Annotated in this window: 21 protein-coding genes and 1 riboswitch; of the genes, 2 read left to right on the top strand and 19 right to left on the bottom strand. The window is 34.7% G+C overall.

Features of this window, described 5'->3' with window-relative positions; translation table 11 throughout:
• Window positions 1-10: 10 nt before the first annotated feature.
• From BN3326_RS02100 to proC, 16 genes are all read right to left on the bottom strand, one after another.
• Window positions 11-205, bottom strand: coding sequence for a flagellar FlbD family protein (locus tag BN3326_RS02100; RefSeq protein WP_069997458.1), 195 nt, complete (start codon window positions 203-205; stop codon window positions 11-13).
• A gap of 20 nt (window positions 206-225) precedes the next feature.
• Window positions 226-1551, bottom strand: a complete 1326-nt coding sequence (locus BN3326_RS02095) for a flagellar hook protein FlgE (RefSeq protein WP_069997457.1) — start codon at window positions 1549-1551, stop codon at window positions 226-228.
• A gap of 40 nt (window positions 1552-1591) precedes the next feature.
• Complete coding sequence (locus tag BN3326_RS02090; RefSeq protein WP_069997456.1) at window positions 1592-2386, bottom strand: flagellar hook assembly protein FlgD; 795 nt, start codon at window positions 2384-2386, stop codon at window positions 1592-1594.
• A gap of 12 nt (window positions 2387-2398) precedes the next feature.
• The gene (locus tag BN3326_RS02085) at window positions 2399-3664 is read right to left on the bottom strand and encodes a flagellar hook-length control protein FliK (RefSeq protein ID WP_069997455.1); all 1266 of its coding nucleotides are present in this window, start codon (window positions 3662-3664) and stop codon (window positions 2399-2401) included.
• 10 nt (window positions 3665-3674) lie between these two features.
• Window positions 3675-4415: a MotE family protein gene (locus BN3326_RS02080; RefSeq protein ID WP_069997454.1), complete on the bottom strand. Its 741-nt coding sequence runs from the start codon at window positions 4413-4415 to the stop codon at window positions 3675-3677.
• Between the two features lies 1 nt (window position 4416).
• Complete coding sequence (gene fliJ, locus BN3326_RS02075) at window positions 4417-4866, bottom strand: flagellar export protein FliJ (RefSeq protein WP_069997453.1); 450 nt, start codon at window positions 4864-4866, stop codon at window positions 4417-4419.
• An 11-nt stretch (window positions 4867-4877) separates the two neighbouring features.
• Window positions 4878-6179, bottom strand: a complete 1302-nt coding sequence (gene fliI, locus BN3326_RS02070; RefSeq protein ID WP_069997452.1) for a flagellar protein export ATPase FliI — start codon at window positions 6177-6179, stop codon at window positions 4878-4880.
• Window positions 6176-6922: a FliH/SctL family protein gene (locus BN3326_RS02065; protein WP_069997451.1), complete on the bottom strand. Its 747-nt coding sequence runs from the start codon at window positions 6920-6922 to the stop codon at window positions 6176-6178. The genes fliI and BN3326_RS02065 overlap by 4 nt, the downstream gene beginning before the upstream one ends.
• Window positions 6915-7928 carry a flagellar motor switch protein FliG gene (gene fliG, locus BN3326_RS02060; protein WP_069997450.1) on the bottom strand — a complete coding sequence of 338 codons (1014 nt, stop codon included), beginning with the start codon at window positions 7926-7928 and terminating at the stop codon, window positions 6915-6917. The genes BN3326_RS02065 and fliG overlap by 8 nt, the downstream gene beginning before the upstream one ends.
• The gene (fliF, locus tag BN3326_RS02055) at window positions 7928-9514 is read right to left on the bottom strand and encodes a flagellar basal-body MS-ring/collar protein FliF (RefSeq protein ID WP_069997449.1); all 1587 of its coding nucleotides are present in this window, start codon (window positions 9512-9514) and stop codon (window positions 7928-7930) included. Before fliF ends, fliG begins: the two co-directional genes overlap by 1 nt.
• A gap of 30 nt (window positions 9515-9544) precedes the next feature.
• Window positions 9545-9853 (bottom strand): flagellar hook-basal body complex protein FliE, encoded by a 309-nt coding sequence (gene fliE, locus BN3326_RS02050; RefSeq protein ID WP_069997448.1) that lies wholly within the window; start codon window positions 9851-9853, stop codon window positions 9545-9547.
• Between the two features lie 17 nt (window positions 9854-9870).
• Window positions 9871-10308: a flagellar basal body rod protein FlgC gene (gene flgC / locus BN3326_RS02045; protein WP_069997447.1), complete on the bottom strand. Its 438-nt coding sequence runs from the start codon at window positions 10306-10308 to the stop codon at window positions 9871-9873.
• Window positions 10309-10325: 17 nt separating this feature from the next.
• Complete coding sequence (gene flgB, locus BN3326_RS02040; RefSeq protein WP_069997446.1) at window positions 10326-10694, bottom strand: flagellar basal body rod protein FlgB; 369 nt, start codon at window positions 10692-10694, stop codon at window positions 10326-10328.
• Window positions 10695-11293: 599 nt separating this feature from the next.
• Window positions 11294-11378, bottom strand: a riboswitch (cyclic di-GMP riboswitch).
• A 308-nt stretch (window positions 11379-11686) separates the two neighbouring features.
• Window positions 11687-12265 carry a hypothetical protein gene (locus tag BN3326_RS02035; protein ID WP_069997445.1) on the bottom strand — a complete coding sequence of 193 codons (579 nt, stop codon included), beginning with the start codon at window positions 12263-12265 and terminating at the stop codon, window positions 11687-11689.
• Window positions 12266-12329: 64 nt separating this feature from the next.
• Window positions 12330-12854, bottom strand: coding sequence for an NUDIX hydrolase (locus BN3326_RS02030; RefSeq protein WP_069997444.1), 525 nt, complete (start codon window positions 12852-12854; stop codon window positions 12330-12332).
• Between the two features lie 3 nt (window positions 12855-12857).
• Window positions 12858-13682: a pyrroline-5-carboxylate reductase gene (proC, locus tag BN3326_RS02025; protein WP_083258466.1), complete on the bottom strand. Its 825-nt coding sequence runs from the start codon at window positions 13680-13682 to the stop codon at window positions 12858-12860.
• Window positions 13683-13831: 149 nt separating this feature from the next.
• Between proC and BN3326_RS02020 the strand changes: the two genes are divergently transcribed.
• Entirely contained in the window at window positions 13832-14266 is a 435-nt protein-coding gene (locus tag BN3326_RS02020; RefSeq protein WP_069997443.1) for an NfeD family protein, read from the top strand.
• 13 nt (window positions 14267-14279) lie between these two features.
• On the top strand, window positions 14280-15224 hold the full coding sequence (locus BN3326_RS02015; RefSeq protein ID WP_069997442.1) for an SPFH domain-containing protein: 945 nt from the start codon (window positions 14280-14282) through the stop codon (window positions 15222-15224).
• A 122-nt stretch (window positions 15225-15346) separates the two neighbouring features.
• Here the strand turns inward: BN3326_RS02015 and purB are convergent, their stop codons facing one another.
• From purB to rny, 3 genes are all read right to left on the bottom strand, one after another.
• Window positions 15347-16777 (bottom strand): adenylosuccinate lyase, encoded by a 1431-nt coding sequence (purB, locus tag BN3326_RS02010; protein ID WP_069997441.1) that lies wholly within the window; start codon window positions 16775-16777, stop codon window positions 15347-15349.
• A gap of 257 nt (window positions 16778-17034) precedes the next feature.
• Window positions 17035-18225 carry a pyridoxal phosphate-dependent aminotransferase gene (locus BN3326_RS02005; RefSeq protein ID WP_330389576.1) on the bottom strand — a complete coding sequence of 397 codons (1191 nt, stop codon included), beginning with the start codon at window positions 18223-18225 and terminating at the stop codon, window positions 17035-17037.
• A gap of 190 nt (window positions 18226-18415) precedes the next feature.
• Window positions 18416-19978, bottom strand: a complete 1563-nt coding sequence (gene rny, locus BN3326_RS02000) for a ribonuclease Y (protein WP_330389575.1) — start codon at window positions 19976-19978, stop codon at window positions 18416-18418.
• Window positions 19979-20031: the final 53 nt, after the last annotated feature.

Genomic DNA, 20031 nt, shown 5'->3' with positions numbered 1-20031 from the left:
AACCACCTCCTTATCTATCTACTAGAAGTAGTATTTTTCTTTTGTATTCAATAATTTTATTAATAATATCTTCTTGATTTTCTTTAACAACATACTTATTGCCTGTTGTCATGCTAATCACTGTGTCTGGTGTATGCTCTATAGTCTCTATTAAGTCTGAATTAATGACAAACTCCTGCATATTTAACTTTGTAAGCTTAATCATAATGTTCTCCTAACTACTTATTATCGTTTAAGGTTAGTAAGCTCTACCAGCATCTCATCTGAAACAGAAATAATCCTTGAGTTGGCTTGGAAACCTCTTTGTGTAACAATCATTTCGGTAAATTCTTTTGCAAGGTCTACATTGGACATTTCGAGTACCCCTGCTTGGAAATTGCCTACCTTACCTATGTTGTCAAAATCACCGGAGTTAGCTGTTGAACGGTATAGATTATCGCCCATTTTTTCAAGCCCTGCTGGATTATCAAATTGTGCAACAACAATTTGTCCAAGCAGTCTTCTGTCTCCATTATCGTAGTAAGCTGTTATTTTACCATCAGCCCCTACATCATAGCCCTGCATTTTTCCAGCTGCTTTACCATCAACGGTTTTTGAATCTACATTTGTTTTTGCTGCATATTGGGTAAGTCCGCCGAGATCAACTACAAAGTTTGTACTATCTTTTCCTATTTCTGCATTAACGTTTAGCATAGTATTCCCATTGGCATCTTCAACTGTTACCGTTGCAGCACTTAGATCTAATTCATCAGTAAGCATATTAAATGTTTTAGCTGAATCTAATTTCCCACTAGCGTCAAATTCAATTGTCTGTACTGGAAATGCTGTTGATGTAGTATGGATGTTTCCATAGGCATCTGTTAAAACAATATTTCCACCTGAACCATCATCATTAGGAGATAATGACCACTCGCCTCCTCCATTATAAGTAAAATAGACATTCATCGTGTATAAATTACCTAATGAATCGTACATCTTAAGTTGCGATGAAACAGGCGAGTCATTAGTATTAAGGTTACCGCTTAAAGAAGTAGATGTAGTTGTTTGAGGTGGAGTTGATTTAAACTCTGGGGTGTTTAGCTTTAACGGTACAACTTCCCCTCTGTTAATAGCTTTGCCATCTTCACTGGATGGCCATCCCATAACTTTCATACCGTTTGGAATAATTAGATTCCCATCATCATCTTGTCTTAAGGCTCCAGCTCTTGTAAAGTATTTACCGGTAGCATCCCCTACAACAATAAATCCCTCCCCGTTAATCATAAGGTCAAAAGGGTTATCTGTACGCTGTGCAGCCCCTTGAGTCATTAGCATATCGATAGAAGAGATATTTACTCCGAGTCCTACTTGCATTGGATTAAGTCCGCCACGGCCTGTTTCATCACTAGCCGCACTGGCACTTTGAAGCGTTTGTGAAAATACTTCATTAAAAGTAACACGCTGGGATTTATACCCTATTGTATTTACATTTGCAATATTATTACCTATTACATCCATTCTGGTTTGATGAACCCTAAGCCCTGATACACCGGAAAACATTGATCTCATCATAACTCGTTTCCTCCTATACGTCTTTTATTTTTACAAAACTCTATTTGTTTGCAATAGTATGTATGTCTTCAAATGCTATAAATTGTCCATCTACGTAAACATATGTACCTTCTTTTTTAATCTTTATGTACTCTGCGAGTCCTTGAATGGTCTGTTCTTCTCCGGATTCATCTTTTATTGTTGCAGTAACAATTCTGCCGGTGATAGTAGGCTTATCTACAATATTTTGGACATTGTTAAAGTCTATTTCAATTAAACCTTCACCGGTTCCAATAATAAGGTATGGCTGTTCATCTTTCATTTTTACACCTAGCACTTCACCCTCAACAATCACCTCTTCCTCTGCACCCTGGCTATTCTTTTCCTTAGTCAAGCCTTGGATAGTTTTTTCTATAAGCTCGAATGCAGAAGTATTGGCTTGGATAACTGCGGGGTCAAGTACTTGCTTAACATCTTTTACTTTTATTTCTTTATCACCTATTCCAATCAAAGTCTCACCACTATTTATTTTAACATAGTCTACTTTACCGATTAAATACTGGGTTTGTCCTGTATCAGAATCCGTATATTGGTAAGAAACATGCTTGCCAATCATCCCATTTGCAAATTGCTTTTCAACAGTTTGCGCCACATTAGTCATCTGCTCTAACGCAGAAAACTGCGCCAGTTGTGCCATCATTTGTTGGTTATCCATGGGATTAAGTGGATCTTGATATTTCATTTGCGTTACTAACAAGTTCATAAAAGCATCTTTATCTAATTCTTGTTTTGTTGTTCTGTCACTTGTAACTTTTAAATAATCACTATCGCCTGTGACTAAATTTACATTGCTCATGTGCAACCTCCCTTAGACCATATAATTAACTTCTGTCTCAATAAGTTCTCCCGTTTTCTCATCTACCTGCATCTGTTCACTTGGTTCTTCTATTAAATGTTTATCAATAAGTTCCTGAATACGCCTTGTGGATTTTTGTTTTTGTTGCTCCATCTGAGAATGATGAGGGTTTTGTCTGATATCAACTTTTACTTCACTTACTGATAACCCTTGACTTTCTAAAGTTTGCTTAAGCTGAGCAACTTCGTTTAAAAGTAACTCTTTTGTTTTTTCATTATCAACGCGGATACTTGCAACAAGTACACCATTGCTTTCTACCAACTTAATAGATAGATTACCCAGTTCTTTAGGGGAAAGCTCCATTGAAATCTCTTTTGTATTACCCAAGGAAGTAATGTCTAGCTTATTAATAATCTGATGCGTTATAGATTCACTATGTACAAACTGTGCATGTTCAGCCTGTGTGTTTTCTGTATTCCATAGTTTTGCACCTACTGCTGTATTAAAAGATTGTATTGGTATATTCATGCCAAGTCCTGTTTGTTGAAGATTAAATATCCCATCTTCTAAATTACCGTCTGGCATGAGTTCTTCTGTTATTGCCTCTTTTAATAGGGGTTCGCCTGTTAGATTTTTGGGGAGGGACGTTTGTATAATAACCTGTGAACTAGTTGTATCCTGCGCTGTTTCTTCTGGTGCTTGCGCCGTCGCATCTATTTGCACAATGGAGGTTCTTACAACATGATCTTGTATGACTAACTTTTCAATAAGTATATGACTTTGATTCCCCTCTATCATTTCACCTATCTGTTCAAGCTTCACAAATAACTTACTGACATCCTTTAACCCCTCTTCATTAAATAATAATTGATGTTCATCATAACTCGGATAAGCCTGTGTTAAAAACGTCTTAAATATGTCTTGGTTTATTAAATCCAAAGGCGTAATATTCATATCTTCTAATACTTGCTCTATACGCTCTAAAGGTATGTCTAAAACATTATTGATAAGTGTTAGAATCATTTGGCATACAACCTCTTGATTTGCCTCTTCATCCATTTTTTTAATTTCAACAGGTTTATTTATGGGGATATCTTTGACAGCATCTTTAAGGACACTCTTTGATAACTTAACCTCCTTGTTTTTTATGCGGCTAAGCTGATTATCAAAAGTATTCTTACTCTCTTGCGCATTGTTTGGAGTGGTTTTAACACTTATCTTGTCAGTTTTAGATTCTTGAGTACTAGGTGCCAGCAGGTTAATATTTATATTATCCATTCTATCCCTCCTATTCATTAGTCAGTGTAACATCAGGCGATAATAACTTAATGACTGTTGCAGCATTGCTTGATAGCATATTATTTAGTATTAACGACTTTCTTTCTTGTTCCATACTTGCAAATATCAATTTAATAAGCTCTGGATCAGTAGGAATGAGTATTTCTAGAGCACGTGCTGCTTGTTCAGGTTCCATTTGAGCTATAGTCGTTGCAAATTGTTTCTGTGCTTTTGTAATTTGCGTATCTATTTTAATATCCTTATATATTTTTTCCATTGTTTCAGGATACATTTTTTCAAATTGTTCTAGAAACATATTAGGGTTAGTTTTAGCAACTTCCTTATCCCATGCTTCTTTCTGGTTTAAAAAATCCTCGTGCTTTACTTCATATTCTTTTAAGTCGGTTATTCTTTGCTCTAATATTTCATTCTGTTCTTGTAAACTTTTTATCCTTTGATCTAAATTCGTTTGTTCTGTTTTTTTCACTTCTAATTCCTGAATAAGCTGCTCTTTAGTAATGTTGAGGTATGGATCACTCTCTTCTTTAAATACTGACCCCACTATAGGTACATTTTTAAGATTCGCTGCAAGAAACTGTCCTAATTGCTTTCGAAATACGAATCCAACAATTCCCACGACAGCCAAAATAACAACAAACACAAGAAGTTGTTTACCTTTTTTGTTCTTCTTCGGTTCAATTGGAGAAGGTTTTGCCTCTAGTTCTATTGATTTTGAGTTTTTATTAGCCATTTTATGCCTCGCTCCTTCTTGCTTCTCCATACTTGTAACTCACCATTTCATCTATTAATAGCTGCTCAGTTCTCTTAGCTTCTATCACATAATGTTCAAGTTTTATTTCTTTTAACTTCTCAAGTATTTTTCTTTCTTTCATTGCTTGAAGCAGTTCATCACGTTTTTGTTCAACCACTTCTTGTGCTTTATTAATATCATTTTCTGCTTGTTTAATTCGCTTTTTAATATGATGTGAATATCTATTGAGTGTTCTAATCTGTTTAATATCAAAATCTGCACAGGTATTTGCTTTGATTGCATTATATAGGCCATCATGTTCAGTAACTAATATTTCTTTTTGTTGTTCTAAACCCTCTTTATGCGTACTTGCAGCCCCTAATTCTCTTTTTTTAGTATCTTCTACTTTTTCTTTTAGCGAAAGAACTGAATTAAGTTCAAATTTAAACATTCACTTCCCTCCTAATTAATAATTTTTTTCATATGTTCCAAAGTATTTTGAAAATCAACTTTATCATGAACGGATTGGCATAAAAATTGATTAATCTTGCCTATTTTTTCAATCGCTTTATCAATTTCTTTATTACTGCCTTTGTTATAAGCACCTACATTAATAAGGTCTTCTGATTCTTTATAAATAGCCATATGCTTTTTGATTTCTATCGCCAGACCCTTATGTTCTTCAGTTACGATATCATTCATAACTCTTGATATGCTTGCTAGTACATCTATAGCTGGATAATGCCCTTTGTTAGCCAATTTTCTTGACAAAACAATATGTCCATCTAATATACCCCTTGCTGTATCTGTAATAGGCTCATTAAAGTCATCACCGTCTACAAGTACAGTATACATCCCAGTTATACTACCTTTATCTGAGTTGCCAGCTCTCTCTAATAACTTAGGCATAACAGCAAAAACTGATGGTGTATACCCTCTTGAAACGGGAGGTTCACCTGTCGCAAGTCCTATTTCTCTTTGTGCCATAGAGAATCTTGTTAAAGAATCCATCATTAAGAGCACATCTTTTCCTTGATCTCTAAAATATTCGGCCAATGCTGTAGCTGTTTGTGCAGCCTTTAATCGTATAAGAGCAGGTTGATCTGATGTTGCTACTACGACAATTGATCTTTTAAGCCCTTCTTCTTTTAAGTCTTTTTCTAAAAACTCTCTTACTTCTCTGCCTCGCTCGCCAATTAAAGCGATGATATTAACATCTGATAAGGCATTTCTTGCGATCATTCCTAATAGTGTACTTTTTCCTACGCCACTTCCTGCAAAAATACCTATTCTTTGACCTTTTCCAATACTGAGCATACCATCAATAGTTCTAATACCAAGCTCCATATTAGAAGTAATTCTTTTTCTGGTTAATGGATTAGGCGCTGTGTTTTCGAGAGGCATGCTGTCTCTGCAATCTATTTTTTCTCCACTTATCGGTTCCGCTTGCCAATTTACGACTTGGCCTAATAACTGTTCCCCTACTTTAATATTAAGTTTATCTCCAAATGATTTAACTTTGCACCCTGGACCAATACCTTCTAGATTACCAAGCGGCATAAGCAAAATGTGTTTCTCCTTAAACCCAACAACTTCTGCTAAGACTTGTTTTTGACCTCCAGCAGCTTCAATACAGCATATATCGCCTATATTTACAAAAGGACCTAAAGATTCTATTGCCATCCCAATTACTTTAGTTACTTGACCTGTGTAAGTCCACAATTGCTTGTTGGTAATATCTAAATATTTCTTTAAGTCAATCATAAATTCTCCTGCTTTAAATTTTGTAATATTTTAAGATCTGATATAACTTGATCTAACCCATCTACTACATCATATTCAATAGCACCTTCTTGTGTTTCGACTTTACACGCCGTATTACTTAATGCTTCTGATACTTGCAAGGTAACCTCTTCTTTAATAGACATTAAACTTTCTTTTTCCGAATCAGTTAACCTATTGTAAACCTCAGGCGAAACATATACTTTAATATCTTTCTTAAATACATCATTTGCCAGCATACGCTTGATAATACAGCGTACCCATCCAGTATTATGATATACTTCTTCTCCAACTAAGTACTGCAACAAGGCTATTAAGGTCTGTGCAAGCTCTGGCTCTGTACTGTTTATAATTTGCTCTTTTTCTTGGTAGGCATTCTTTACTATTTGTGCAGCCTCTTCTCTTGCTTGCTCTAAAAAAAGCTGGTGCTTATTAGAAGCATCTTCCAATAAATTAGTTTTTTCAAATGCAGCCTCTTTTCTAATCTCTTCTGCTTCTTTTAGCGCATTATTGATTATGATTTCCGCTTTTTGCTGCGCTTCATCTAATAAATTTTGCGCCTCTAAATGCATCAGGCTTATTGCTTCTGGTCCTTGCTCGCCTAGTACTGCTTCATCATCTAGAGGTTCAGAACGTTCATATTCGACTTGGGTAATTTGTAATCGTTCTGATAAATTTATAACCGTTTGGTTTCTTATTCTTCCACCTTTTATGATACTAGACAACAACCTCATCTCCTGCTCCACGGGATATAATGATTTCACCCGCATCTTCTAGTTTACGAATAATATTAACAATCTTCTGTTGAGCATCTTCAATTTCTTTAACACGTTTTGGTCCCATATATTCTAAGTCTTCTTCGATCATAGCTGCAAGACGCTTAGATATATTACTCATAATTATCTGTTTAACAGAATCTCCTGCTCCCTTAAGTGCAATAGCTAACTCATGATTATCAACTTCACGTAACACTCTCTGTATAGATTTATTATCAAGTGTAGTAATGTCTTCAAATACAAACATACGTTTTTTAATGACTTCTGCGAGTTCTGGATCTTCAATTTCTAAGTTTTCCATAATATTTTTCTCTGTTCCTCGATCTACCTGATTGATAATCTCAACGATAGAGTCAATGCCTCCAATAGTTGCAAAATCTTCTGATACAAGTGTAGAGAGCCTTTTTTCAAATTCACGTTCTATTTGACTAATCACATCTGGCGACGCGCGATCCATTAGTGCAATTCTTCTTGCAGTATCAGACTGCATATCAGGCGGAAGAGATCTAATGATAAGTGCAGCCTGTGATGGTTTTAAATAGGACAGAATCAAAGCTATTGTTTGCGGATGTTCGTTTTGAATAAAGTTAACTAACTGTGTTGCATCCGTTTTTCTTGCAAATTCAAACGGTCTGACTTGTAGTGAAACAGTAAGTTTATTAATAACTTCTACTGCTTTATCTGAACCTAAGGCTTTTTCAAGAAGCTGCTTAGCGTAACCTATGCCACCCTCAGCTATATACTCTTGCGCTAAGCACATCTCGTAAAATTCTTGAAGAACTTCCTCTTTTGCTTTAGGTGAGACTGCCTTAATACTGGCAATCTCAAGTGTTAATTGTTCTATATCTTCTTCTTTTAAATACTTAAATATTTTTGCTGATTTTTCTGGCCCTAGTGCTATGAGTAACATTGCTGCTTTTTGTTTACTTGTATACTGCTCTTTTGCCAAACTCATCACTCCCAATCATCTTCTGTCAACCAATTGCGTAATAAGTTCGCTACGGCTTCTGGTTTTTCATCTACAAATTTATCAATTTGACGTTTCGTTTCCAGTGTTTCCTTCAGCTCAATTTCATCTAATTCCACTTGATCTTTTGCTGCTTTTAACATTTCTTCTACTTCAAGTTCTGGTTCTACTTCTACAACGTCTTCATGTTTTCTAAACTTCATAACTGCAATAACAATCATAATAAGTATCAGCAGAATAAGTATAAATGGTAAGTAATCTTTATAATTTATACTATAAGGTTCTTGATCAACAAAAATAGGTTTCTCATAGGCTTGTACAACCACGTTATCTATGCCGGTTGCACTTTTAATTGAAGCTACCGTTGCTTCATCGACAGCAATAATTTTTTGATCCTTATTTTGCTCTTTAAATTGCTCCCACGTCATCCCCGCAAGAGTAGGTTCGATTGTCTGCTGCTGATAAAGTTTGTTTTTAAATAAACTTACTGCTAAAGAAGATGCTTTAAAATCAATATCTCCTACATTTTTAACAGAAGTTGATACCTTTTTATCAGTAACATATGTTACTTCTTTAGTATCCGACTTACTTTCTCCATTCGTTCCATTACCAATTTGATAATTAGGTGCATCTCCCCCATTATTAGCCACTCCAGGTTCTGCCCCATTTTGAGTGTTTTTAGATGAAGAACTTGAAACATTTTCTTTTTGTATAATCCCTCTGCTGTTTTCTTCAAACTGTGGCGTATATTCTTCTTTAACTTCTTCATACCGATCAAAATTCAGCACAAGGTTAGATCCAATTCTTACATCATCATACATAATGCCTAAAAGTTCTATAATCTTAGACTTGATAGAACTTTCAGCAGCGCCTTTAAGTTCTTGCTGTTTCCCAAGCGCAAGATTCCCCTCATCTGATCCGACAAATACATTCTTTCCATTAGAATCTATAATTGTTATTTTCCCCATGTCTAAATTTTGCACACCACTCGCTACAAGCCTGGCTACGAGTTCTGCTTCTTGTGAAGTAAGCTCTTTGTTCAGCGTCAGAACAACACTTGCACTGCTTTGTTGTTTTGATTGAATAAACGAATTTTTCTCTTCTGGTATAACTAAAGTAACCTGTGCTTTTTGAATAGAATCAATAGATTCTAGTAAACTCTCAAGTTCCACTTTTTTAAGATGATTCATTTTTGCCTTTTTCTCATCTTGAGTTGTAGACATACTATTTGTAATGGCATCATCAAAAGTATATTGTCCTTTTGGGACATTTTCTCGTGCGAGTACAAGCTTTGCTTCATTAAACTGCTTTTCATCGACCTCTATAGTCGTCCCACCGTCTAAAAGTTTATATTTTATTTTTTGCTCTGATAAAACAGCTGTTACTTCAGATGCTTGTTTTAAATCAATGTTGCGGTATAGAATTTTATTCTCCGGCTTAGCTAAAAAGCCAATAATGCCTATAGTAACAATTAGCGCTACTACACCTATATATATTTTTATTCTTTGTGCTTTAGAAAGTTCTCCCCATTTTTCGGTGACCTGATTCGATATTTGTTCAAATGTTTCCTGCATGAATTCACCTCATTCCTTTTGAATCAGGTACTAGATTGGGAGTCTCATTATTTCTTTATAAGCATCAATTACTTGATTTCTAACTTGCATTGTAAATTGTAGTAAAATACTAGATTTTTCTTGAGCGATCATTAAACTATGTATATTGTCATTTTTACCTGTGATAAAATCATATGTATACTCACTGGCAATTTTTTCAGCTTCATTTGTTTCCTGCAATAACTTCTTAGCAGCTTCAAAGGAGTCTACAAAACTAGTATCACTCGTCAAATTTGTATTACTACTTAATTTGTTTACACCCAAGGAAGCTCCTTGTAGTTGCTGTATAGCTTGTATCATTTATATTCCTCCTACTGTTATTTTCCAATTTCGAGTGCCTTACCAACCATGGCTTTCATTGCGTTAAATGCTGTAACATTCGCTTCATATGAACGGCTTGCAGAAATCATATTAACCATTTCTTCTATCATATTAACATTAGGAAGCTGAACATAGCCTCTCTCGTCTGCATCTGGATGTGTTGGATCATATACTATAGGAAAAGGCTTATTATCATCTATAATTTGTGACACTCTTACCCCATTATTTTTAGAACTTGTATATTTATTTAGAACATTATTAAAACTTTCTTGGTTATTAATAGGCTCAAATAATACTGCTTTTCTTCTATAAGGCCCTCCCTCTGGAGTTCTTGTCGTATTGCTATTAGCTATGTTTTGAGAAATCACATCTAATCTTAATCTCTGCGCGGTTAAACCTGATGTGGATGTATCCATTGAACCGAAAAAGCTCATCTCTACCCCTCCTGATATTATTTAATCGTTTGTAGTATTGTTTTAAAGCGGCTTAGTTGTGCTGAAGTCCTCGTAATGAGCGCATCATATTTAAGCTTTACTTTTGCAGATTCAGCCATTTCAATGTCTATGTCTATATTATTGCCGTCCATTTTATACATATAGTTTTGCTTATCTATATAAACCACCGGATTAATGTTGTCGCTGTTAATATTTTTTATTCCCTTTTTATCTATTTCTTTTGCTAAAAGACTTTCAAATACTACATCTTTTCTTTTATAACCAGGTGTATCGACATTACTTATATTATCACTTATAACATTATATTTTAACATGGTTGCATCAAGTGCTTTATTGATGATATCTATATTATGAAACAAATCCATATTTGTCCCCCCTCTTCATTATATGCTTATATTTTTTGTGTATTGTCTTTATATGTTGTCATTATATATCTTTTAAAAGATAATTATAGCTATATAACGCTAAATATATATATAAATCATTATATATTTAAATCTTTTATAAATCAATAAATATAAAGAAACTATACGCCTAAAGCACCTGTCATTTTATGTCAGCCTTGTTTTTATGATTTTTTATAGTTAAACTTGTGAAAATTTTGTAAGTATTTATCCTCCCCCTTATATACTTATTTTTTTCATACGGAACATTTTAACTTGTTTTATAAAAGGAATACATCTACAACTGCACTTTTTAACACATATCTTTTAGATACCTTTATCAGAAATATAAAAAATGTTATAAATTAGTGCAAAAAAATAAAATCATGTCACCTACCATGATTTTATTCCTTCCTATAAATTAGAAAATCCACTGACAAAAATCACCATTATGTACTGTGATATTTACAGGCACAAAAAATGCCACTTTAATAAATTATTAAAGCTTGTAAAACCTACCTAAATTGATCATGGAAACAAATTTTCAGCAAAGTATTCATTTATAGTAGTTAAATTATATACATGGCGGCCCGACTATCGTAGTAATTAAACCTTAGACTCGTGGCTTTGCGTCTCTACTTTTCAATAGATTTGCCTTTATAACAAGTTATAATGCTTATTCTGTTATTAAATTACTCTAACTTTTATCTTATATAATTATACATCTTCTTAACTATTTATGAATTATATAATATAGCATTATGGAGTATTCTGTCAACACATAATTTCACATAATAACTCTAAATTTTCAAACAGTCATCATATTTTTTATTTTTAGTATATTTTCACTTACTAAACACTCTTTAACATACTAAAAAAGGCCACCTTTCGACAACAAGAAAGGTCAGCCTTTTATTTTTTACGTTGCATTTTATAAATACTTAGGCAAAACAATTATACTTTAAAACTTTGCACTATAATAATAAGGTTACGATATAGTGTAGATTTGATATTGTTAATACATCTAATAAAGCAATCACACAACTCCCCGCCGCCATAGGTATAATACCTAAAAAATTATTGCCAAACACATAGGGGACTTTTAAGCTGCTTTTTCTAATACTGGAAATTCCTAGATACATAGCTATAGCGAGCATAATAATAGCTTGCAGACCATAAGCAAACACCGCAACCATCAGTCCTTTTATTCCGTAGATCAGAATAATACACGTCGTTGTAAATGCATAAGAAAATACCATAATAAAAAACGCACCAAGACTTAAAGGTAAGGTAAACGCAAAAAGACCAAACAACCAAATCACTATCAACTGTTTAAAATAGCCATATATACTACTTAATACTTTTTCTATTTGAAAAGACGTTTTAGCATCTAATAAAATATAATTATTAAGCATAAGAAAAACAGAACTATCTCTATCCTTAATATATAGCGCATAAACGCTCCCACTAATTATTGCTAGTATAAATAGTGCTACGACAATCACGTCATTTGTAAAGTAGTCCTTAAGTCTTGTACCATATTTTCTCTTCATCTTTTATCCCCCATAAAAATTATGCACCTTAACTCAAGTTATGATACAAGCCTCTATTTTAGAACTACTTATTTAAAAAATAACACGCACTAAGAATACCTACTATTGTTTTACTATCTTCAATCTCACCTGAAAAAATCATATCTCTAGCCTCATGCAGTGGATATTTCTCTATAGTGATATATTCATCCTCATCTAAATGCTGTTGGCCTTTCTTTAACTGCGTCGCAATAAAGAGATGCAATTTTTCATCACTAAAACCTATCGCGCTAAACATCGCGCATAATTTGTGAATATGAGTAGCCCTATAGCCTGTTTCTTCTTCTAATTCTCTTAGCGCGCACGTTAAAGGATCCTCTCCTTTTTCTAGTTTACCTGCTGGTATTTCAAGCACTTCTCTATTGCTTGCATTCCTGTATTGTTTAACTAAAATGACTTCACCCTCCTCCGTAATAGGAACTATTGCAGTGGCTCCATTATGGAGTACCAAATCCCACTTTGTAACTTTGTCTTTATCTATTTCAATCGTATCCTCTGCCACATCAAATATCTTACCTTTATAAACAATTTCACGTTGGATAAGTTTCATGATTTACCTCCCCTTGTTTTGTGACTCATGCCCCATTTGATTGGCTTTATGATAACACGCCATCATACCTTTAATGATACTATTCCTAAAACCAAACTCTTCAAGAGTTGTTACTGCCTGTATCGTTGTCCCCCCAGGTGAGGTAACTGCATCCTTAAGCTCTCCTGGATGCTTCTTTGTCTGCAAGATCATCTCACAGGCTCCTTTTATAGCCAATGCTGACATTTCATAAGCACTCTCTCTTGCCATACCAAAACTTACCGCCGCATCTGCCATAGCCTCAATAAACATATAGGCGTAAGCTGGAGAACTGCCCGTAGTTGCAACTACTGCTGCCATTAGCTTCTCTTCAACATATATTGTTTTTCCAAAGCTATTAAATAGCTCCAAGAATCTATCTATTTCATCTTTAATTAATACCTCTTGTTGATACGTATAAGCTGTTATTCCCGCCCCTATAAGTGCAGGCGTATTAGGCATTGTACGAATTATCTTTGTTGCTTCTCCTAAAAGCTCTTTCATCATAGCAAGACTATGTCCAGGGGCCACGGTTATAATAATTTGTTCTGGTGTTAAGAAGTTTTTTATCTGCAAACAAATTTCTTCATAATATTGTGGTTTGATAGACAAAACAATATATTTAGTTTGCTTCAGAAATTTTTCCAAGTTTTCAGCAATAACAATATGTTCATCATCTAAAAACTTTTTATAAGACTCTTTATTTACATCATATATCACAACTTGCTCTAATTCACCTTCCCGATTTGCAATAGCTTTTGCCATTGCGCCTCCCATATTGCCAATTCCAATAAATCCAATATTATTCACATTTGCACTTCCTTCATATTTATATTTATGTGTTATATTTATATTTTTATTATATCATATTTTATACTTGTGTTAATCTTCTAATATCATTATACCCCGTCATATGTTATAATAATAAGGTATGTATTATAATAAAAGGAGGATAATCTATGTGGATTTTATGGCTTATAGTAGGTATTGTTTTTAGCGTCGCAGAAATACTCTATAGCGGATTCTTTCTTATTTGGTTTGCAATAGGTGCTTTCCTTACCATTATAGTCTCTTTCTTTACCGACAACATCCTTTACCAAAGTGTTATATTTCTAGTTATTTCTATTATACTACTCTTAACGCTCACTAAACATTTCGCAAAAAAATTTGCATCGGGCCATACATTTCCAACAAATATCGACAGCTTGATCGGCAAAAAAGGTATTGTTATACAAAATGTAGGAAAAGATAGCTTTGAAAGCGGACTTGTAAAACTTGACGGTGAAATTTGGACGGCTGTATCACAAGACGGTAATGCTATCGAAAAAGGCGCCGTCGTACAAATTCACGAAATCAAAGGTGTACGTCTTATTGTATCAGAAGCCCAAAACTAAGGAGGTTAATTAAATGTTTGGAAATCTAGTCGTTATCATTATATTAGCTTTTATACTTATTCTATGCTTTAGTTCAATTAAAATCATTAGACAGTCCAGTGTAGGGATTGTCCTAAGGCTTGGTAAATTCAGCCGCAAAGCTGAAACAGGTGTTAACTTTATTATTCCTTTTATTGAAAACGTCTATAAAATGGTTGACTTACGTGAAGTTGTTATGGACTTCCCGCCTCAACCTGTTATTACCCGCGATAATGTTACTATGCAAATCGATACTGTTGTTTACTATAAGGTAACAGATCCAGTCTATTATATCTTTGAGATTGCTAATCCAATAAGTGCTATAGAAAATCTAACAGCAACTACACTTCGTAACATCATCGGCGAACTAGATCTGGATGAAACACTTACTTCTAGAGATATCATCAATACAAAACTGAGAGTTATTTTAGATGAAGCAACCGACAAGTGGGGCATTAGAGTAAATAGAGTTGAACTTAAAAATATTCTTCCTCCAAAAGACATTCAAGAAGCTATGGAAAAACAAATGCGTGCCGAACGTCAAAGACGCGAAGCTATTTTAACTGCTGAAGGTCAAAAGAAATCTTCTGTTTTACTCGCAGAAGGCGAAAAAGAATCAACAATTCTTAATGCAGAAGCTAAGAAAGAGCGCTTAATGAGAGAGGCCGAAGGACAAAAACAAGCTGATATCCTTAGAGCTGAAGGTGAAGCAGCTGCTATTATGAAAATCCAACAAGCTAAAGCTGAAGGTCTTAAATCAGTATTTACTGCAATCAAAGAGTCTGGCGTAGATGATAATATTCTTGCTATTCGTTCTATGGAAGCCCTGGAGAAGATCGCTGAAGGTGATTCAAGCAAACTCGTTCTTCCTTCAGATGCTATTAACTTTTTAGGAACATTTAAAGGTATAAAAGAAATCATGTCTTCTGATAAAGCATAATAAGAGGTTCTAAAAGTTCTATACACTTGAACTTTTAGAACCTCTCTTTTTTATCAGATTATAAGCTTCTTAACCGATTACTGCGACTTAAGCTATCGTGCAGTCTCTTATCTTGTTTAGGCTTAAACTCTCACATCTCCATCTATCCCTAGAATGCACTGATTAGCCTCTATAATCGGATCAATAACCTGGCTAATAAAGTCATCAACTTGCAGTGCTGCGCATCCAATAAAATTCTCTGGTTTCAAAATATCATAAAGTTCATCTTCAGTCATATTAAACGTACCATCTTTAATAATTCTGTCAATGAGGTCATTAGATTCACCATGTTGCTTAACTTGAGCACCTGCTTCCATAGACAGTACTCTTACCTTTTCATGAAGTTCTTGTCTATCACCGCCTCTTTTTACCCCCTCCATAAGTATTACTTCTGTTGCCATAAATGGCAATTCATCCATAATATGTTTTTCAATAACCTTTGGATAGACAACAAGGCCTGAGGCTACATTAAGATAGATTTCAAGTATTGCATCAATTGCCAAAAAGGCTTCTGATACAGCTATCCTTTTATTAGCACTGTCATCTAAAGTTCTTTCAAACCATTGCGTCGACGCTGTAATAGCTGGATTTAGAGCATCACAAATCACATATCTAGCCAATGATGAAATGCGTTCGGTACGCATAGGATTACGCTTATAAGCCATTGCTGAAGAACCAATTTGATTTTTTTCAAAAGGCTCTTCTACTTCTTTAAGGTGCTGAAGAATTCTGATATCATTACTAAATTTATAAGACGATTGGGCTATTTGACTTAATACATTAAGCACTTGTGAATCAAATTTTCTAGTATAGGTTTGGCCAGTTACAGGGTAAACCTCATCATAACCAAGTTTTTGGGCTATCTTTTGATCTAACTGCTTAACCTTTTCATAATCGCCTTCAAACAAAGTTAAAAAAGTAGCTTGTGTTCCTGTAGTGCCTTTGGCGCCTCTAAGACGCTTCCTTTCAAGCAGGGTATCTACTTCTATTAAATCAAGCCATAAATCTTGTAACCATAAAGTTGCTCTTTTGCCGACTGTAGTAAGCTGCGCCGGCTGCAGATGTGTAAAACCTAAAGTAGGCAGGTTCTTATATTCTGTGGCAAATTTAGAAAGCTTGTGCATAACATTGATCAACTTTTTGCGTATAAGCTCCAGTCCTTCATACATAATGATAAGATCAGTATTATCTCCCACATAACAGCTTGTTGCGCCAAGGTGTATGATAGGCATAGCTTTTACAGCCTGTTCTCCATAGGCATGCACATGCGCCATAACATCATGACGAACTTTATTTTCCCATGCTTCTGCCACCTCGTAATTAACATCGTCCATATATTGCTTAAGTTCATCAACTTGTTCTTTAGTAATATTTAATCCTAGTTCACACTCTGTCTCTGCCAGCGTTACCCAAAGTCTTCTCCATGTTTTAAATTTCTTCTCTTCTGAAAATAAATAAAGCATTTCTTTACTTGCATATCTTCCCTCTAAAGGGCTTTTGTAGGAGTTTCTCATGTCATTTTTCCTTTCATAGATCGTATTATATCCTTATTATATGTAAAAAAGTTTCATTTTACAATATTTTTTCGAACAATTATTTAGAGAGCGAAATTTTCGTTCGATTAATGCATTGCTAACTCAACCGCGCAAAGTCGTTAAAGAATGCCTTTCCAGATGCGGTCATTTTATCTAGATCCATAAAAAAATAAGGAAACAATGAGACCTATCTTATTGTTTCCTTATTTGTATATTTTATTAACTATCCCTATCGTTTATTGAAGCTTCTTAATGAAAGACTCTATACGGTCTAATCCTTTAGCTATGCTTTCTTGACTAATCGCATAAGAAAGTCTAATACAATCCGGCGTTCCAAAATCTGCACACGGCACTAAAGCTACACTTTCTGCTTCTAATATAAAATCTGCAAAATCAGCTGCTGATGCAATAACTTGATCGTTATATACTTTACCATAAAGTTTCGCTACATCAATAAAACAATAAAATGCCCCTTGGGGTTTTATTGTATCTAACCCTTTAATCTGGGTTAAACGTCCATACATGTAGTCTCTTCTATTCGCAAACTCTCTCACCATCTGGCTTACAAAATCATTTTCAGTTAAAATTGCAGCTTCTGCAGCCTTCTGGGCAATTGAATTAGGATTAGAGGTTGCATGGGATTGTATGTTAGCTGCTGCTTTTGCAACTTCAATAGGCGCCGCCAAATAACCAATCCTCCACCCTGTCATAGAATGACTTTTAGAAAGACCATTAATCGTAATGGTGTGTTTATAAATCTCTTCTGATAAAGACGCTATACAAGTGTGTTTTGCCTCTCCATATACAAGGTACTCATAAATCTCATCTGATATAATCCATATATTATGCTTAACAGCAATATGTGCTAATACCTCTAGCTCTTTTCTCGTATATACGACGCCTGTAGGGTTTGACGGGGAGTTAATAACCAAAGCTTTTGTTTGATCATTTATCGCAGCTTCTAACTCTTCTGGCTGCAATTTAAAGTCGTTACCCCTTTGAGTATTGATAAATACTGGTTTGCCCCCTGCGATTTTCACCATTTCTGGATAACTTAGCCAATACGGTGCTGGAATGATCACTTCATCTTCTGGATTTAATATAGCCATAAAAGCATTAACAAGCGAATGTTTTGCCCCATTATTCACTACAATTTGTTCAGGGCTATAATGTACATTATTATCATTTTGCAATTTAGTTGCTATGGCCTTTCTAAGAGAGACCGTGCCTGCTGCTGGTGTATATTTTGTAAAACCTTGCATAATTGCATCTATCGCTGCTTTTTTAATATATTCTGGTGTATCAAAATCAGGCTCTCCCGCTCCAAAACCAATCACATCTACTCCTTGTGATTTAAGTTCATTTGCTTTAGCTGTTATCACTAAAGTTGAGGATGGAGCTATCTGAGCTGCTAATCTAGAAATCATTATGTATCACACTCCTGTATCATTATAGAACCATTATAGTGATACCCACGCAGTTTTGCAAGTGTTTTAATGCAAAAATTCATTTTAAATGAAATTCCTTCAAATCAAGGACTCTCCTGACCTTATTTAAAAGCAGTATAAAATTTAAAAATATGCTAAATAAAATAGCGATACATAATGTATCGCTATTTTATTTAGCATATTCAGTTGCCCTTGTCTCTCTAATAATACTCACTTTTATCTGCCCTGGATATTCTAAGTCGTTTTCAATTTGCTTAGTTACATCTCTTGCAAGAAGCACTAAACCATTATCATCTATTTCTTCTGGAACAACCATAATTCTGACTTCTCTACCTGCTTGAATTGCAAAAGACTTTTCAACACCTTTAAATGATGTTGCAATCTCTTCGAGTTTTTGAAGCCGTTTAATATAAGTTTCTAAAGTCTCTCTTCTCGCGCCTGGTCTTGCGGCTGAAATAGTATCCGCAGCCTGAATAATAACAGCAATAGCCGTTTCTGGTTCTACATCTCCATGATGTGCCTCTACTGCATTAGTAACAAGAGGATTTTCTCCATATTTACGACATAGATTTGCACCAATGCTTACGTGTGAACCTTCAACTTCATAATCAACAGACTTGCCAATATCGTGAAGTAATCCTGCACGCTTAGCAACACGGATGTCAAGTCCCAGTTCTGCTGCAATAAGCCCCGCTAAGTTAGAAACCTCTATTGAATGTCTGAGTACATTTTGTCCATAACTTGTTCTGAATTTCATTTTTCCAAGTAATCTAATAAGCTCTGGATGGAGACCATGCACACCTGTTTCAAACGTTGCTGCCTCTCCTTCTTCTCTTATAAGAACTTCTACTTCTTTTCTTGCTTTTTCTACCATTTCTTCGATACGTGCTGGGTGAATACGCCCATCTACAATTAACTTCTCAAGTGCTACACGAGCGATTTCTCTTCTTATAGGATCAAATCCAGATAAAATAACAGCTTCTGGTGTGTCATCTATAATAAGATCTATTCCTGTTAGTGTCTCAAGCGTACGGATATTTCGACCTTCTCGTCCTATAATTCTTCCCTTCATTTCATCATTAGGCAAAGGCACTACAGAGACAGTGGTATCCACTACATGATCTACTGCACATTTTTGAATAGCATTGGTTAATATATCTTTTGCTTTTTTGTCTGCTTCTACTTTTGTTTTAGCTTCTATATCCTTAATAAGTATTGCAGATTCATGTTTGACCTCATCTTCAATGGTTCTTAACAGATATTGTTTAGCTTCGCTTAGAGTGAGTCCTGATATTCTTTCAAGCTCTTCTAAATGTTTTTTATGAAGCGTATCTATCTCGACCTTTACTTTCTCAACATTATCAATTTTATGTTGAAGCTGTTCGTCTTTCTGCTCAAGGGCCGCTGTTTTTTTATCAAGCGTTTCTTCCTTGTGCACTAACCTTTTTTCTAATTGTTGAAGCTCGTTTCTTCTTTCGCGCACTTCTTTGTCAAGCTCGTTTTTAATACGAATATTTTCTTCTTTAGCTTCTAAAAGCATTTCTCTTTTTTTAGCTTCCCCAGTCTTTATAGCATCATCTATAATCCTTCGAGACTTCTCTTCTGCAGACCCTATTTGTGCTTCAGCTATACGCTTTCTATAAAATACGCCACTAGAAAAGGCTATTATTCCAACTAAAATAACTCCAATGAATCCTACTATTATGATTGCTATGCTATTTATATTTACCACCTCCCTATTTTTTGCTATGTGCAAATAACAACATAATTGTATAACGTTTTAAA

This window comes from Cellulosilyticum sp. I15G10I2, assembly GCF_900095725.1.
Lineage (GTDB): Bacteria > Bacillota > Clostridia > Lachnospirales > Cellulosilyticaceae > FMMP01.
The sequence above is the reverse complement of the archived record's forward strand: the minus strand, read 5'-3'. Positions and strand labels throughout refer to the sequence as shown.